Raw genomic sequence first — 15,393 nt, 5'->3', positions numbered from 1 at the left:
GCGGCTTCGTTCAACAAACTGTTTAAGAGTGATTCGCAACGCGTGGCATTTTTACTATGCGTTGCGTTTGGTGTTTAAGGTGGCATGCGGCGGCATCGGTATTGCGTTGCTCACACCTTAACAGGGCTACATGGACTCCCTCTTTTGTCAACAATAGCTCCCGCTGACAACAGTGGATCGGACAGCAGCTCTACATTCGGTGTTTAATCGGAATCGTTCCGTCACCTTGATGATATTCGCTTGATGCCCGCCTCATTCGTTAAACAGTATTTATTACTTCCCAATTAAACAGGTTTAGGCATCTCGGTCTGGTCGTATTGTCATCATTTGCTATTGCTTTGACTCGGTGAGTGTTAACCGTTTACATAGTTAATCTTGTACTCTTTTCCTGTTGTTAATAATGCCCATATTATACGAGCGTTTTTTGCTGCTAGGGCGACAGCTGCTCGTTTATAACCTCGTCGTTCAACGAGTTGATTTAACCAAATACTGTTGCGATCGGTTTTCTCTTTACATCGTGCAATAACGGCTCTTGCGCCATGAATAAGTAGAGTGCGAATATGTTTTTCGCCTCTTTTGCTGATGCGACCAAGATGAACATGACCACCTGTTGAGTATTGTCTTGGAACCAACCCTATCCAAGCGGCAAATTGGCGGCTAGATCCAAATTGTTTGGCGTCATTGACGGTCGCGACAATGGCACTTGCACTGTGTTCACCGACACCTGGAATATCCATGAGGGCTTTGGCTGAAGCCATCTCACGAACTAAAGCAGAGACTCTACGATCATAGTGCAATACTTCTAGGTTAAGGTGTTGAATCTTGTTCGATAGATCTTGAAGTAGCTCTCGAGCGAGTATAGGCAAACCATTTTCTGCATCTTCAAGGACACTACCAATAGTGTTTTGAGCCGAGTAGCGCCCCTGAGGCATCACAATACCAAATTCGGAAAGCAAACCTCTGAGCTGGTTAATAGTCGCCGTTCTTGTTTTAATTAGCCCCTGTCGAATACGGTGCAGGCAAAGCACAGCTTGTTGCTCTTCACTTTTTATAGAGACAAATCGTGTTTTGGGTCTAGATACCGCTTCACAGATGGCCTCTGCGTCATTGGCATCGTTCTTCTCATTTTGTCGATATGGAATAACGAATTTGGACGCCATAATTTTCGGGTTATGACCTAGTTTCAGTAGCTCTCTCGCCCAGTGGTGTGCACCAGAGCACGCCTCCATACCGATGAGGCAGGGAGGTAACTTCGCGAATGTGTCTAAGAGTTTGTTTCTTTTGACAGTTTTGCGTAGGACGCACTTGCCATATGCATCAACGCCGTGAATACTGAATACATTCTTGGCGAGGTCAACGCCAATAGTTTGAATGGTGGACATAGTAACCTCCAGTTCTTCAGCGTGTACTAAGTAAGTATGGCACGCAGAGTGTCAGGTAGAGGGAGTCCATATCATTCGTTAGCTATTTAAGGAAAAACGATAGTATGAATGGAACGGATGTTAAGAGTCTGCTTATTGGTATTTTAGGGACAGTAATCGTGATGTTTACTGTTACGGTATACAAAAAGTCGAGATCTAAGAGCCTCAAAGATGACATTGATCTTATCGACTTTGAAATCGAGCATCTTGGAAAAATCAGAAAATCTAGTGTTGAAATGAGTCGCTCTTCTTTCAAAGGGATCTTTGCGATGTTCTTTCTTTTCGGCTTGGCTAACTTAATACCACTTGCATTTGATCTCGCTGGTCTAGGTAACCTTTTACGTATTCCGCAAATTGCTTCACTTGTTCTTTGGTCTGCGTTTGTCGGCGTCGCATATCGTTGGTGGAAAAGATATGAGAACCTTAAAAACTATCAAGAGGCGATCGCTAAACTAGAAAGTAAAAGGCTAGTTAAAGAGGCTAAATTGAAAAAGTTGAGTACATAGCTAATAAACTGTTTATATTTTTTGAGGTTAAACGATGATTGAAAAGCTCAAATTAGCATGTGGCTCTATGAGTTCTCGTTATACGAAAATTTTGTCTCAATATTACCCAGCTCACGGTAGTATAGGTTTTACAGAGCGGAATCTAACCAATAACTTAGTTAGATCCTTAGAAGATGCTTTTTGTGAAAAATGCATATCTTGGTTTGAGGCTCCTATATGTCTTAAAGATGGCAAGCATATTGATGCCGTGGTTTTTTATGAAGATATTACTATTTTAATTGAAGCGAAAAGACTTACATCGGTAAAATCGCAGGTTGGTGCTATTGAACACGATATCGAACGAATGTTTTCTACTGACACAATTGAGATATTAGAAAAAAATTTCAATTCGAATCATAGTCAACGTAGACGGTATTCAATAGTGCTCGCAGATGTTTGGACTGAAAATGATGAAAAAATAAATGCGTATGAATCTTGGCCTAACCAGTTACCATCACATTTTATTGAAACGCTATTATTCTCCAAATCTTTACCTTTCAATCATTTATGCGTTGAAGGGAATTGGAAGGATAACTATAAAATACTGATCGCAGTGTCAGAAATAAAAATATAATAAATTGCTCAAGACAGATTGCCAACGCTTGGCATTTTTAGTTTGATTCAACTTTAGTGTTTACGGCACAGTACTTTAAGTACAGTGGTAGCGTGGCTCACACCTTTATTGAGCGTTAGTCTATTAGGAACTAATTGAAGGTCTGAATGATAGATTCGACAATTTTGGCAGGCTTACTTGGTGTCGGTGGTTCTATTGCTGGTACGCTACTAGGTTACAAACGTGCTAGTTAGCATAGCGTTATACGCTTGAGGTTAGTCAACACCACATTTTCACTTCCATAGCTCAATTAAAACTAATAGTATCAGTGCTTTAATAACGCATGATTTTATGAGAGCAAGAACATGAAACACACTCCAAGTTCTTTTATGGAAATGAAAGGGAAACAACGTATTCCGATGTTGACCGCTTATACATTCCCTGTGGCTGCAAGTATCGAATCTGCCGGGATACCTATTATTCTCGTTGGTGATACTGTCGGCATGGTTGAAATGGGCTTTAGCAGTACGCGAGATGTGACCATTGAGCACATGGAATATCATGTCGGGGCAGTGCGTCGCGGTGCTCCAAATACTCATATTATTGGTGACCTCCCATACTTAACCGATCGTTCTCCTGAAGTAGCGTTGGTTAATGCTAAAAGGCTCATGCAGGCAGGTGCCGACAGCATAAAGTTAGAAGGCGCGAAACTTGATGTTATTGCTCACCTTGTCGCAAACAATATCCCAGTTGTTGGCCACACGGGCTTAACTCCTCAAACGGCAAAAAATTTCAAAAAAGTGGGGCAGTCTGCTGAAGATGCTCAAACTGTGAGCGCAGAAGCAAAAGCGATCCAAGAAGCGGGAGCGTTTATGTTGGTGCTTGAGCACATACCTTCTTCACTTGGTGAATCAATCACTCAAGAAATAAACATCCCAACGATTGGGATTGGTGCGGGTGCCGATTGTGATGGGCAAGTGTTAGTCATCAATGATGCGCTTGGACTTGGTAACCGATGGCCTCCGTTTTCAAAACAGTACGCCCACTGCAGCCAAACTATCTTTGACGCAGCAAATGAGTTTGCTACGGAAGTGAAAACGAACGTATTTCCGAACAACCTGAGCAAATAAGCCACTTAGATAATGGCTTTAGGTTGAATCGTAATGCATGGCATTTTCCCGTGCATTACGATAAGCATATGATGTGTATTTGGACGTTCGGTGTTGAGCAGTCTTGATTCTCTCACCAAACGTCAGTTTCACGGAGGAAACATGTCAAGCGACCAACTATTAGAAAAGGCACTTTATAGCAGTGCCAGCATCCACCAACCTCATTCTTTAAAAGCCTATTTGGCTGCGAATCACCTTAATGATTATTTCAGCACAACAGACAATGTGTGGCTTAAAACGAGTGAGCTGATAGACCAAACTGAGATTGAAGTTTTAGACGAGTACTCTGCAACGCTACAAGCGCCAAAGTTCTCAGATTTTCGTATTCAAAGGATATTGGATAACGGGGTATACCCAGCGGCGTATGCTGCTTTAATGCAGTGGCATGAAAACAAGGGCTTTCAAGACATCTTCGCGCATTACGTTTCGCAGGCTTCTCAAACAAGCGAATACCTTTCCCACAATGTGACTATTTTATTGGCGCTGAATCGTGTTTACCGTGAGTTAGAGCCGTCTCAAGTTCCAGCATTCCTTAACCGCTTCACTGAATTTGTCACATCGACCCGTTCTGACGGCGACCGAAGCACTGAGACAAGTGAAGTTGTAGATCTCGATAAGGTATTACAAGCATGCCTAAAACAGTTTGGTTTCTTTGGGCATAACCTAATTACGCTTACGTGGATATTACGTTGCAAGGAAGAGCTGTCGAAAGAGCAATATGACTCGATGCTTTCTAATCTTTATCGACAGGCCAATAGCCCTTTGGAAGATCCTGACGATGAGATTGATCAAGCTATTTTGGCGCAGTGTCAAAGCTCAGATAATTCAGATGAGCTCTATGACAATGTGCACCGATTGGTTTTTGGTTATACATTGAATCTACACCAGATAACGCTAGCGGATGCATTGCGCTTTCTTCACGAAAGATTCCCTGAACATGCAGCAGAACTAAAATGTGTCGCAGAGTATCAGTGTCGTTTGTTAGAACTGTAAATTTAGAGATAGAGCCACCCGTTTCGTGGGGGTCTTAATCGATACGACAAGTTTCAGGCATACCTAACCCAGTGAGCTTGTTCTGCGTTTTTATCAGAGGTAGCCCTCAATTTATGGACATGACTAGAAACGTAGAAACCACTCTCCTGAATTTAATTGCAACAGTAAATCACATACAAACGTAGAGGTAGCGCACAGAATCGAAAAAGGGGATATCGCGATTACGGAATCATTGATCTAGCCGATAGTGAGATAGTGATAAGAGGTCGATAATTCGTTGTCGGACTAAATTAGAACTTTAAATCTAATTTCTAAGTAGTTGTTATCTCAGGAAGAGTTTTTGTGCTATGCGCCCCTATATTAAATACATTATCCCTATTTTAATTCCTTTCATTATCCTCGTAATGCCGCTATCAGCGTTTCCATTTGAAGGCCTTACGATTATTCAACAACGCGTTATCGCGATCTTTTTATTAGCGGCATTGTGCTGGGTGTTCGAGCCCATCCCGATCTACGCGACGTCTGTTGTTATTATCGTTCTGCAATTGTTGATGTTGTCGGATAAAGGGCTGATCTTTTTAAGGTTTGAGCATGGGCAGGAACATTTTGGTGAGTTGTTAAAATACAGCGACATCATGGCGACATTCGCCAGCCCAATCATCATGCTGTTTTTGGGCGGTTTTTTCTTAGCGATGGCCGCCACTAAGTATCGATTAGACGTAAACTTAGCCCGTGTATTATTGAAGCCATTTGGACAAGACCCAAAGTTTGTGATGCTCGGCTTAATGTTGATCACTGGTATCTTTTCGATGTTTATGTCTAACACGGCAACAACAGCAATGATGCTCTCTATTTTAACGCCAGTACTGGCTGTGTTTGGTCCGAAAGACCCCGGTCGTGTAGCGTTTGCGCTTTGTATCCCGGTTGCCGCTAACATCGGTGGCATTGGTACTCCGATCGGTACCCCTCCGAACGCTATCGCACTTAAATATTTAGTTGGCGATAACCTCATTACGTTCGGTGAATGGATGGCATTTGGTGTGCCGTTTGTTGTGATTATGATGGCGTTAGCGTGGTTTTTAATAGGCTTTATGTACAAAGCTGACCAAAAGAAAATTGAACTAAGCATCAAAGGTAAATTCCTTAAAACGCCCAAAGCCATTGCGGTATACGTCACTTTTGCGCTAACCATCATTCTTTGGTTAATGGGCTCAAGCCATGGCATGAACTCTTATACCGTCGCTCTGATTCCTGTCGCTGTGTTCTCACTCACAGGGATCATCAATAAAGAAGACCTGAAAAAGATTTCTTGGGACGTATTGTGGCTTGTATCAGGTGGTATTGCGCTTGGTTTAGCTCTCGATAAAACTGGCTTAGCAAGGCTCGTGGTACACAGCATTCCGTTTGATGCTTACTCACCATATGTGGTGTTGTTCGGAGCGGCGTTCTTGTGTTTGGTAATGGCAAACTTTATGTCTCATACCGCAACGGCTAACTTGTTAATGCCAATTATGGCTGCATTAGGCTCGTCTATGGCTTCACTCACGCCACTAGGCGGTGAGTTAACGTTAATTCTGGTTGTGACTTTTGCCGCTTCATTAGGTATGTCGCTGCCAATCAGTACGCCACCGAATGCGTTGGCTCATGCTACTGGTCATGTGCAAAGTAATCAAATGGCCAGAATCGGTATTATTTTAGGTGTGGTTGGTGTGCTACTGAGTTTTGTTATGGTGTGGCTGCTACATTCAATTGGTCACATAGGATAACGATACGTGTATCAACAAAAGCTAGAAGCACTTATCGATCGTTATTTTAATCAGACAGAACGTCGGGTGACGTGCCGTGCCGGTAACACCATTATTGAACAATCAGCGTTAAACACTCGTTTATATTATGTGTTTAGTGGAGAACTGGAAGGGTTTTATTCCGAAGCGAATACACCGCAAGTGCGAGTATTTAGCGCGGGTAGTGGGGCTTTTATAGGCGTTCATAGCTTCTTTTCAGGTAATTGGACAGCATCTTCAACGGTTGTTGCTAAAACCGATGTTGAATTAGCGTGGATCGATAAAGACACGCCTGCAGAAGATGAACGTAACTTTGGCCCTCTTACCGCACAGTTCACACCTGTGATCGTCAACGAGTTGTCGCGTCGTCAACGCCGTGCAACACAAGAAGCGATAGCGAAACAAAAAGCGCTAGAGAAGTTACATACTGCTGAGCAAATGACGACCTTGGGTCAATTGGCTGCAGGGATTGCCCATGAGCTTAACAACGCTATTGGTGTAGTAAATAGTAAATCTGGCCGACTTGAAACGGTCATCATGGATCTACTTGAAGAAGTGCATCCAGAAGCCAGTCAATTTTTCGATTTTGGGTTAATGCATGGTCAGAAAACGTCGTCGTCAGAAGCGCGAACACGTGGGCGACAATTTGAAAGAAAATATGGTTTAGACAAGAACATTGCTCGCTCTCTTGCAAAGGCGATTCCAATTGACACTTCATATGCAACAGACGTTATTTCAAAACATTGGCTGAAAAACCCAGAAGAAGCGATTCGCTTTTGGCAGATGGGCTGTGATTTACATGATTTACGTTTGGCATCTAGACACACCGTTGGCATCGTAAAATCGGTTAAACAACTTGGCAGAGTTGATATTGACACCGAAGAAGCGGTTGATATTAATGACTCCATTAACCATGCCTTATCGTTGTTACAAAGTGAGTTACGTAGAGTATCTGTGCGATTGAGCCCTGCAGATTTGCCGACTTTTAAAGGATCGAAAACAGAGCTCGTTCAGATTTGGGTCAACATTGTAAAGAATGCTTGTGATGCAATGTCGAATTCAGACGATGCTGCAATAGAAATTCAAACCAGATTAAGTAAGAAAAGAATATTAGTTACGATCACTAATAACGGCCCTGAGATAGACGAGGTGACTCGTAGAAAGGTATTTCAGCCCAACTTCACCACTAAAAAAGGTGGTTTATCGTTTGGATTGGGCTTGGGTCTATCAATAGTTAAGCGGATCGTGGCGGGTTATGGCGGAAGTATCATTGTGAAAAGTGATGCTTCTAAAACTGTATTTAGAATCAAGTTACCAATAGAGGGTGAACATGGAGAAGCTTAATTTAATCTGTGTCGATGACCAGAGAGAAGTACTGAGCGCAGTGGTACAAGATTTAGAGCCGCTGGCGAGTTGGCTGAATATTGAAGATTGTGAATCAGCACAAGAAGTGCTTGATCTCATTGATGAACTTGACGCAGAAGGCGAACACATTACCGTCATCGTGTCTGATCATGTGATGCCAGGGAAAACGGGTGTGGAGTTACTCACTGAAGTGTTCCATGACAGCCGCTTTCCGAATACAAAGAAAATTCTTCTTACGGGGCAGGCCACTCATACTGATACCATCAATGCGATTAATGCAGCAGGCATCGACCGTTACTTTGAAAAGCCTTGGCAAGCAAGCACATTAGTTGAGTGCATTCGTACTCTTGTCACTGAGTACATATTTGATCAAGGGCTTGATTACACGGACTATCAGAATGAGCTTGACCAGCAGGTTGTGTTGAGACGCTTACGTTAGTTATTTATGTTAGCGACTTACGCTAGTCACTTATATAAGTCGCTTGAAATTACATGCACCGAAGGACCCTTTCTGAAGGATGTTGTCTGTGAAAGACGTAATCTTTCGGTGCTTATTTTACCTACCTCTTTTAGTCGTTCAGGTTTTGGTACTCAGTTATTAACACACTGGTTGCTGGCTTTAGTCTAAAACTCATACGCTACGCCAACGCCAACGCCAACGCCAACGGATGCATTGTGTTTTCTTCAGGAACGATTCCCTGAACATACAGCAGAACTTCGTACGATGCCGCTTTCTCTATATTCAACATTTGAATGCAATTTGTGGAATATATCAAAGTTAATTAAACTGATGGTAAGTTATTACTTTTCATTATGTTAGGGTTCTTTTCTTAAGGTCAGCGGATTAGGAAGAGGCTAATGAAAAAGGGATTTGTGATAGCGATATCAATCGGCTTTGTTGTCTTCTTCCTTGTTGGTCGTGAGCTTCAGTGGTTCGGGTCCAGTAATTCCGAGTCGTTTCCTAAACTTCCTGATAGTCCCCAATTTGTTCCTTCTATCGATTTCGACGGTGAGTGGCTAGGCCGCCGTATTAACACCACTGGCAATAATATGTGTGAACGCACAACCATCACCGGAACTATTCGTGAGGGTAAGGCTACTCTAAGGCTTACCTACAATGGAACACCGTTAGAGGGTTGGGTGACGGAAAACGGCGACTTACGTTTATATGCTAAACATCGCCAATGGGATTATCGTTTTTCCGCACGTGGCAGTGGCAGTAGATTTGACGGCCGATGGCACTTAACCAATGGGCCGTGCCAAGGAAGTTGGTTTCTAGAAAAGGTCGATGGCAAGTAGGGTTGTTACTACAAGACGCCGTTTAAAATTAACCAGCACAAGGTTCTTTTAGGAGAGATAAGTGATCAGATTAATCGCCGTGTTCATTTTGGCTTTCGGGCTAGGTGCATATGCGAGCTTACATGTTTTGACAGACTATGTTGTGAGCATTGAAGACAGTCATAAAGCTGCGGTGCGGCAAGGTTTTGAAACCTATAAATATGCAAATACAAAAGACCTTGCCCCATTAATTAAAACATCGAACTTGTTAGCTCGTTATAGTGCTTGTGAATTAGAGGGAGATGAAGGCGATGCGATTGCATTAGCCCTGTCTATTAACGCTATTTCCTTTGGGATGTTATCGAAGCAAGCGTCTGACCTCGATCAAGACACCTTTAGGACTGGTTTGATGATGTACGGAAAACTCAAAGACAACGAAAAAGCGTCTGGTCAGTTAACTGAAATACTTACTGCGTACTGTAAAGATAGTCTTCGCTATCTATACGACTGTGAAAAACTTTCTAATTTGTTAGGCGAAGAATGGGATACACAATGGAAGGAAGTGAAACCAGTATGTACCTAAAAATGATTCAACATATACGGCATTTTGCTATGCCGTATTCAGATGTGATTTGAAAACAAAGGACACAATATGGAAGTAAGGTTGGTCAAAGGTTCAGAGCCTAAGTTCGCTGAATCGATCACCAAAACGAATATGGCGAGTTACTATCAAGCTCGTGGAATCGCTTGGGGTCATAGCCAGTTTTTACGCAGCTGGGATGAGCTGGATAACTATGAAATTTATGTGGGGGATCGCCGTATTGGTGTTGTTCGCTTCAGTTACGCTAGTGGTACAACGTTTCTTAGGGACTTGCAGATATTAGCTGACTGTCAAGGTCAAGGTTTTGGCTCTAAGTGTCTCGATTTGGCTATTGAACATGCGAACAATCAAGCATCGGCTCAGTTAGTGTTGCGCGTGTTCAGTGAGAACCCCGCCATTAAGCTTTATCAATCAAAAGGTTTTACTCAGTTGTCTGAAGTGAAAGGGCTCGTTGAAATGGAGCTGCCTTTAGGGTCATCATTGAGAGAGTGTCATGGATAACCGTATCCAACTAAATTTTGTTAAATACTTATTTTCAGAGTTGCTGTTTATTGTTATTGCACTAGGTCTTGTCTATTGGATATCAGACGGTGATCGTTCATCGCTGCTAACCATAGGGCTGATAATTTGTGTTCCTCCATTAATAAAAATTCTAATGTTGTGGTGGAAGCTTCGCGATAGCTCGTTTGAAATCACGAACGGTCATGTACGTTTAAATGGCGTTGCTTGTGATGTGACTTTACAGCGTAGCTTTCTTCCGTTTGAAATTGGCTCATTCATCAAGCTTTCATACACGAAAGGTGCAATGCAGAAACACAATATTTACCTTTCTAAAGGCGCAATGAGCAAAGAAGAATGGAGCCGTATGTTAGCGTGTCGAACTAGGTCGCCATAAAGAAGCGACATCGCTGTTACTTGAGCTTTTAGTTTCCACGACGAATAGCGATGCGATTAAAGAGTACCAACGAGCGATCTCTTTATATGCTCAAGACCTAGATAAAACCTGGTAAGCAGCGCGTAAAGCTCATTAACTCACATAACAAAAAGCCTAAGCATCAATATGATACTTAGGCTTAAAGGCATAGTTTTTGTTCTTTAGGAAAGCGTTACGCTGAAAGCTCTTTACGAACGATCTCTGCGCCAGCACTTAGCGCATTAAGCTTCGCTGAGGCTATCTCGCGAGGTAGGGGAGCCATGCCGCAGTTGGTGCAAGGGTAGAGCTTGTCGGCATCAACGTACTTAAGTGTTTCACGTAGAGTGCTAGCCACTTCTTCCGGTGTTTCAATCGAATCGGTTGCAACATCAATCGCACCGACCATTACTTTCTTGCCTCGTACGAGCTCAAGCAGCTCAAGAGGTACATGAGAGTTGTGACACTCTAAAGAGATAATGTCGATATTCGATTGCTGCAGCTTAGGGAAGACTTCTTCGTATTGGCGCCACTCGGTGCCTAATGTCTTTTTCCAATCCGTATTCGCTTTAATGCCGTAGCCATAACAAATATGGACTGCTGTTTCGCACTTAAGCCCTTCAATGGCTCTTTCCAAACAAGCGATGCCCCAATTGTTCACTTCATCAAAAAACACGTTAAACGCAGGTTCATCGAACTGAATAATATCCACGCCTGCCGCTTCAAGTTCTTTGGCTTCTTCGTTGAGGATCTTTGCAAATTCCCACGCCAGTTTTTCACGGCTTTGGTAATGCGCATCGTAAAGTGTATCAATCATGGTCATAGGCCCCGGCAGAGCCCATTTGATCGGTTGATCGGTTTGTTGACGTAAGAATTTAGCATCTTCGACAAACACGGATTTCTGACGAGAAACAGGGCCAACGACTGTAGGGACACTTGCATCGTAACGGTCGCGGATTTTAACGGTTTCACGCTTTTCAAAATCAACGCCATTCAAGTGTTCAATGAAGGTCGTTACAAAGTGCTGACGTGTTTGCTCACCGTCACTCACAATATCAATGCCTGCTTGCTGCTGCTCGTGCAGAGAGACACGCAGCGCATCTTGTTTGCCATCTGTGAGTTCAGCGCCTTGAAGTTTCCATGGCGACCAAAGCGTCTCTGGTTGTGCAAGCCAAGACGGTTTCGGCAAGCTGCCCGCTGTTGAAGTCGGTAATAGTGTTTTCATAATAATACTGCCTATCCTTGGGTGGTTTGAGAGCGCAATAGACGATTAAAGTGCGTAATTTGCCGACCAGTTCTCTAGAACTGATTGGTACGGCTTAATGAATTTCTCTTCTGCGAATTTACCTTGTTCAACCGCTAGCTGGCTTCGCTCTTCACGGTCATACACAATTTGAGTCAGCGAGTGATCCAAGTTTTTCAAGTTTGGTTGGTAACAGTTGCCCGCAACCGCGTTCGCGTTGTAAATCTCAGGTCGGTAGATTTTCTGGAACGTACCCATTGTGCTGATGGTGCTGATAAGCTCTAGGTTCGAGTAGTCGTTCAGTAGATCACCAAAGAAATAGAAAGCCAAAGGTGCAACACTGTTTGGCGGCATGAAATAACGAACCTGTAAGCCCATCTTCTTGAAATATTGCTCAGTTAAAGAAGACTCATTCGGTTGGTATTCAAAACCTAATACTGGGTGTTGGTTTTCAGTGCGGTAATAGGTTTTATTATCTGACACGCTTAAGCAAATAACAGGTCGTTTATTAAAGTTCTTTTTGTAAGCGTCAGAGTTAACGAAATATTTAAAAAGCTTACCGTGTAAGTCACCAAAATCTTCTGGAATGCTGAATTTATCTTGGCCTTTATTATGATCCAATAGACGTACGCTAAAGTCATAATCTCGAACATAAGAAGAGAAGTTATTTCCGATAATGCCTTCAATACGCTCGTTAGTTTTACGGTCTACAATATTGGTTTTCAGCACTTCAATTGAAGGGAATGCTTCGCCGTTGCTTTCAATATCCATATCAACAGAAATGATTTCAAGCTCAACAGAGTAGCGGTCGCCCTTAGGGTTATCCCAGTGCGCTAACGCGTTGAAACTGTTATCGATCATTTGTAGTGCATTGCGTAAGTTCGCTTGACGGCTGTCACCGCGAGCCAGGTTAGCAAAGTTGGTAGTGATACGCGTGCTGTCTGCAGGCTGGTAGTTTTCGTCGAGGCTAATGCTCTTAATCGTAAAATTAAATTCTTTATTCATGCTGATTTGGTATCCCAATTTTTTTTCTGATTCTCTCGGTCTTTAGTATTAAAACGGCTTTTATTTTTTGCTTGTGACCGGATTAAGAATCGAAGGCTATGCTGTCTGAAATTAATGCTTAGTAGAATTAATGTCGTATAAAGTTAATCGCTTAAGGTTTTTATACGTTGATAGGTTGACCATTAACAATGGTATTACTTCACATTCAACATGAGGAATATTCATGCTCTATTCTGTTTGAATATTTTAGTCGGTGTCAGTTATATTAATTAGCTTGATGGAAATATAACCGCATTAATAGTGTGTTATTTAAGACGATTAATTTAATTAAGAGATGGACGAAATGAGTGAATTGCTGTTGTTGATTTTCTACTGTGCGTTACTGGGCAGTGGTGTTGGGTTTCTAGCCGGTTTGTTAGGTATTGGCGGAGGGCTGATCATTGTTCCTGTGTTAAGCAGCATTTTACTGTATTTAGAAGTTCTACCTTCCGACCAAGTTGTTGTCGCTGCGATTGCTACCTCGTTGGCATCGATACTGTTCACTTCCACATCTTCTGCACTCGCTCACCACAAGAATGGCAACGTGCCTTGGGATCTGGCGCCTTGGATCATGCTCGGTGTTGCTCTGGGTGCATTGGTTAGTGGTTTTATGGCGGCGTTGTTACCGGAAAAAGTCGTTCGTATTGTGTTTGCTGTGAGTGTGGTTCTGATTGCGATCAAGATGTTCTTAAGCAGCAAAAATGATGCGCCTAAGGAACGAAAACTGCCGAACAAAGGCGTGCTCACTGTGCTGACAACAATTACGGGTGGCTTATCTGCCATGATAGGTATTGGTGGCGGAGCATTGCTGGTTCCGCTATTAACGTTCTTCTCTGTCGATATGAAAAAGGCCATCGGTTGTGCCTCGGCTTGTGGCATTGTGATCGCGTTGTTTGGCTCGATAGGTTACATCAGTTCAGGCAGCAGCCACTTTGCTCTATCAGATGGCTTTGCTGGCTTTGTTTATCTGCCTGCGCTGTTGGGTATTGTGTGCACGTCTTGGTTTACGGCTCCGTTAGGCGCAAAAGCCACCAACCATTTACCGGTTCCAACGATTAAGAAAATCTTCTCAGTACTGCTGGTGGTTATCGCAGCAAGCATGGTTGCTCGTTAATAAAAGATCGTTCAAGTGTGAATATACAGAACAAAAACGAATAAATTGATCAACCACCAATAATTAGAAAAGGGCAGTTTCATAACTGCTCTTTTTTTGTTTATCGGTCTATGCTTATACAACTATGTACATGAGTATATTGATAAAACCGTTTAGTTATGAACAGTTCACCGCTATAGCTAAATGTATTTTGTTTGATTCAACGGAATGCTATCAATGAGTGATTTATGGATCCTTTAACGCAGGGCGTGTTAGGCGCTTCTTTGTCACAATCGACCAGCAAAAAACAACATTTGGTTGTTGCTGGGGTATTAGGGTTGCTCTCCGGGTTGGCGCCAGATTTGGATGCACTGATTAAGTCACAGACTGATCCTTTGTTGGCTTTGGAATTTCATCGACAATTTACCCATTCACTCTTCTTTATTCCCATTGGTAGTTTGATCTGTGTCTTGGTTCTACACCACCTGATTGCAAAAAGGCGTGGGCTTTCTTTCAAACAAAGTTGGTTGTTTTGCGCTCTGGGTTATGGCACTCATGCACTGTTAGACGCTTGTACCACTTATGGTACGCAGTTACTTTGGCCTTTAACCAACGCACGCTTTGCTTGGAACACCATATCAATCATCGATCCTGTTTATACACTTCCGGTCTTAGTATTGCTTGTGTTTGCAACGTTGAAACGAGCCCCTTGGTTAGCTCGTATTGCGTTTCTGTGGGCTTTGATTTATCCAACATTAGGGATGATTCAGCGAGACAGGGCAGAGGCGATTGGGTGGCAATTAGCGCAAGAAAGGCAACACACACCGCTTCGATTAGAGGCAAAACCAAGCTTTGCGAATATCTTGGTTTGGAAAGTGGTGTACGAAACAGAGGCTCATTACCATGTAGACGCAGTGCGGGTTGGCACATCGGTAAGCACGTATCCCGGAGAGTCGATTGCGAAGCTGAATGTTAGCAGGGATTTACCTTGGCTTGACCCGGACTCTCAACAAGCCAAAGACATAGAACGTTTCCGCTGGTTTTCAAATGGTTATATCGCTCAGGACCCAACAGACGAGCTGCGTATTATCGATGTCCGATATTCAATTGTACCAAATCAAATGAAAGCACTATGGAGCATCAAGCTATCAAAAGCAGTTGATGCAAACGCGCATGTAAAATACGAAACTCATAGAGACAACACGCCAGAGTCGAGACAGATCTTCTTCGGTATGCTCACTGGCGATAAATGAGCTAGTTTTAAACTGATCTGCACCGTCAATACTGGATGCTACGTTAAGCGACTTTCCATACGTTTAGTTATCTCTGAATTGTTAATTTAGGGGAAGCTATAGCTCATTTATGCCCCATTCCGTATATGGAATCCACGTATT

Annotated in this window: 16 protein-coding genes; 13 read left to right on the top strand and 3 right to left on the bottom strand. The window is 42.9% G+C overall.

Going from position 1 to position 15,393, the window contains the following annotated elements:
- Nucleotides 1-353: 353 nt before the first annotated feature.
- Nucleotides 354-1,382, bottom strand: a complete 1,029-nt coding sequence (locus tag AB4133_RS15000) for an IS110 family transposase (RefSeq protein ID WP_017041084.1) — start codon at nucleotides 1,380-1,382, stop codon at nucleotides 354-356.
- Between the two features lie 104 nt (nucleotides 1,383-1,486).
- On the opposite strand from AB4133_RS15000, the gene AB4133_RS14995 reads away from it, so the two are divergent.
- From AB4133_RS14995 to AB4133_RS14945, 11 genes are all read left to right on the top strand, one after another.
- The gene (locus AB4133_RS14995) at nucleotides 1,487-1,927 is read left to right on the top strand and encodes a hypothetical protein (protein ID WP_198596672.1); all 441 of its coding nucleotides are present in this window, start codon (nucleotides 1,487-1,489) and stop codon (nucleotides 1,925-1,927) included.
- A gap of 34 nt (nucleotides 1,928-1,961) precedes the next feature.
- The gene (locus AB4133_RS14990) at nucleotides 1,962-2,540 is read left to right on the top strand and encodes a hypothetical protein (protein ID WP_102575855.1); all 579 of its coding nucleotides are present in this window, start codon (nucleotides 1,962-1,964) and stop codon (nucleotides 2,538-2,540) included.
- Nucleotides 2,541-2,884: 344 nt separating this feature from the next.
- Nucleotides 2,885-3,649 carry a 3-methyl-2-oxobutanoate hydroxymethyltransferase gene (gene panB / locus AB4133_RS14985; protein WP_102575856.1) on the top strand — a complete coding sequence of 255 codons (765 nt, stop codon included), beginning with the start codon at nucleotides 2,885-2,887 and terminating at the stop codon, nucleotides 3,647-3,649.
- A 141-nt stretch (nucleotides 3,650-3,790) separates the two neighbouring features.
- Entirely contained in the window at nucleotides 3,791-4,681 is an 891-nt protein-coding gene (locus AB4133_RS14980; protein ID WP_372224908.1) for a hypothetical protein, read from the top strand.
- Between the two features lie 347 nt (nucleotides 4,682-5,028).
- Nucleotides 5,029-6,447 (top strand): DASS family sodium-coupled anion symporter, encoded by a 1,419-nt coding sequence (locus AB4133_RS14975; protein WP_061039666.1) that lies wholly within the window; start codon nucleotides 5,029-5,031, stop codon nucleotides 6,445-6,447.
- Nucleotides 6,448-6,453: 6 nt separating this feature from the next.
- Complete coding sequence (locus tag AB4133_RS14970) at nucleotides 6,454-7,809, top strand: ATP-binding protein (protein ID WP_372224906.1); 1,356 nt, start codon at nucleotides 6,454-6,456, stop codon at nucleotides 7,807-7,809.
- Complete coding sequence (locus AB4133_RS14965; RefSeq protein WP_017062404.1) at nucleotides 7,796-8,269, top strand: response regulator; 474 nt, start codon at nucleotides 7,796-7,798, stop codon at nucleotides 8,267-8,269. Before AB4133_RS14970 ends, AB4133_RS14965 begins: the two co-directional genes overlap by 14 nt.
- Before the next feature lie 419 nt (nucleotides 8,270-8,688).
- A complete protein-coding gene (locus AB4133_RS14960; RefSeq protein WP_017062406.1) occupies nucleotides 8,689-9,129 on the top strand; it encodes a hypothetical protein in 441 nt (146 codons plus the stop codon).
- A 61-nt stretch (nucleotides 9,130-9,190) separates the two neighbouring features.
- Nucleotides 9,191-9,691, top strand: coding sequence for a hypothetical protein (locus tag AB4133_RS14955; RefSeq protein ID WP_372224904.1), 501 nt, complete (start codon nucleotides 9,191-9,193; stop codon nucleotides 9,689-9,691).
- Nucleotides 9,692-9,760: 69 nt separating this feature from the next.
- Nucleotides 9,761-10,210, top strand: a complete 450-nt coding sequence (locus AB4133_RS14950; protein WP_136973884.1) for an N-acetyltransferase — start codon at nucleotides 9,761-9,763, stop codon at nucleotides 10,208-10,210.
- The gene (locus tag AB4133_RS14945; protein WP_017062409.1) at nucleotides 10,203-10,604 is read left to right on the top strand and encodes a hypothetical protein; all 402 of its coding nucleotides are present in this window, start codon (nucleotides 10,203-10,205) and stop codon (nucleotides 10,602-10,604) included. Before AB4133_RS14950 ends, AB4133_RS14945 begins: the two co-directional genes overlap by 8 nt.
- Before the next feature lie 211 nt (nucleotides 10,605-10,815).
- Here the strand turns inward: AB4133_RS14945 and AB4133_RS14940 are convergent, their stop codons facing one another.
- Together AB4133_RS14940 and AB4133_RS14935 are read right to left on the bottom strand one after the other, a co-directional pair.
- Nucleotides 10,816-11,844, bottom strand: a complete 1,029-nt coding sequence (locus AB4133_RS14940; protein ID WP_372224902.1) for a methionine synthase — start codon at nucleotides 11,842-11,844, stop codon at nucleotides 10,816-10,818.
- A 45-nt stretch (nucleotides 11,845-11,889) separates the two neighbouring features.
- Nucleotides 11,890-12,867: a DUF1852 domain-containing protein gene (locus AB4133_RS14935; protein ID WP_017064213.1), complete on the bottom strand. Its 978-nt coding sequence runs from the start codon at nucleotides 12,865-12,867 to the stop codon at nucleotides 11,890-11,892.
- A 343-nt stretch (nucleotides 12,868-13,210) separates the two neighbouring features.
- Between AB4133_RS14935 and AB4133_RS14930 the strand changes: the two genes are divergently transcribed.
- On the top strand, nucleotides 13,211-14,020 hold the full coding sequence (locus AB4133_RS14930) for a sulfite exporter TauE/SafE family protein (protein ID WP_029235341.1): 810 nt from the start codon (nucleotides 13,211-13,213) through the stop codon (nucleotides 14,018-14,020).
- A gap of 227 nt (nucleotides 14,021-14,247) precedes the next feature.
- Entirely contained in the window at nucleotides 14,248-15,252 is a 1,005-nt protein-coding gene (locus AB4133_RS14925) for a metal-dependent hydrolase (protein ID WP_372224899.1), read from the top strand.
- The last annotated feature ends 141 nt before the right edge of the window (nucleotides 15,253-15,393 follow it).

The organism is Vibrio sp. 10N.286.52.F8, from assembly GCF_041468745.1.
GTDB lineage: Bacteria > Pseudomonadota > Gammaproteobacteria > Enterobacterales > Vibrionaceae > Vibrio > Vibrio crassostreae_C.
The sequence above is the reverse complement of the archived record's forward strand: the minus strand, read 5'-3'. Positions and strand labels throughout refer to the sequence as shown.

Coding starts and splice junctions, on each gene's coding strand:
- AB4133_RS15000 (WP_017041084.1), bottom strand. CDS start 1,382: ATGTCCACCATTCAAACTATTGGCGTTGACCTCGCCAAGAATGTATTC.
- AB4133_RS14995 (WP_198596672.1), top strand. CDS start 1,487: ATGAATGGAACGGATGTTAAGAGTCTGCTTATTGGTATTTTAGGGACA.
- AB4133_RS14990 (WP_102575855.1), top strand. CDS start 1,962: ATGATTGAAAAGCTCAAATTAGCATGTGGCTCTATGAGTTCTCGTTAT.
- panB (WP_102575856.1), top strand. CDS start 2,885: ATGAAACACACTCCAAGTTCTTTTATGGAAATGAAAGGGAAACAACGT.
- AB4133_RS14980 (WP_372224908.1), top strand. CDS start 3,791: ATGTCAAGCGACCAACTATTAGAAAAGGCACTTTATAGCAGTGCCAGC.
- AB4133_RS14975 (WP_061039666.1), top strand. CDS start 5,029: ATGCGCCCCTATATTAAATACATTATCCCTATTTTAATTCCTTTCATT.
- AB4133_RS14965 (WP_017062404.1), top strand. CDS start 7,796: ATGGAGAAGCTTAATTTAATCTGTGTCGATGACCAGAGAGAAGTACTG.
- AB4133_RS14960 (WP_017062406.1), top strand. CDS start 8,689: ATGAAAAAGGGATTTGTGATAGCGATATCAATCGGCTTTGTTGTCTTC.
- AB4133_RS14950 (WP_136973884.1), top strand. CDS start 9,761: ATGGAAGTAAGGTTGGTCAAAGGTTCAGAGCCTAAGTTCGCTGAATCG.
- AB4133_RS14945 (WP_017062409.1), top strand. CDS start 10,203: ATGGATAACCGTATCCAACTAAATTTTGTTAAATACTTATTTTCAGAG.
- AB4133_RS14940 (WP_372224902.1), bottom strand. CDS start 11,844: ATGAAAACACTATTACCGACTTCAACAGCGGGCAGCTTGCCGAAACCG.
- AB4133_RS14935 (WP_017064213.1), bottom strand. CDS start 12,867: ATGAATAAAGAATTTAATTTTACGATTAAGAGCATTAGCCTCGACGAA.
- AB4133_RS14930 (WP_029235341.1), top strand. CDS start 13,211: ATGAGTGAATTGCTGTTGTTGATTTTCTACTGTGCGTTACTGGGCAGT.
- AB4133_RS14925 (WP_372224899.1), top strand. CDS start 14,248: ATGGATCCTTTAACGCAGGGCGTGTTAGGCGCTTCTTTGTCACAATCG.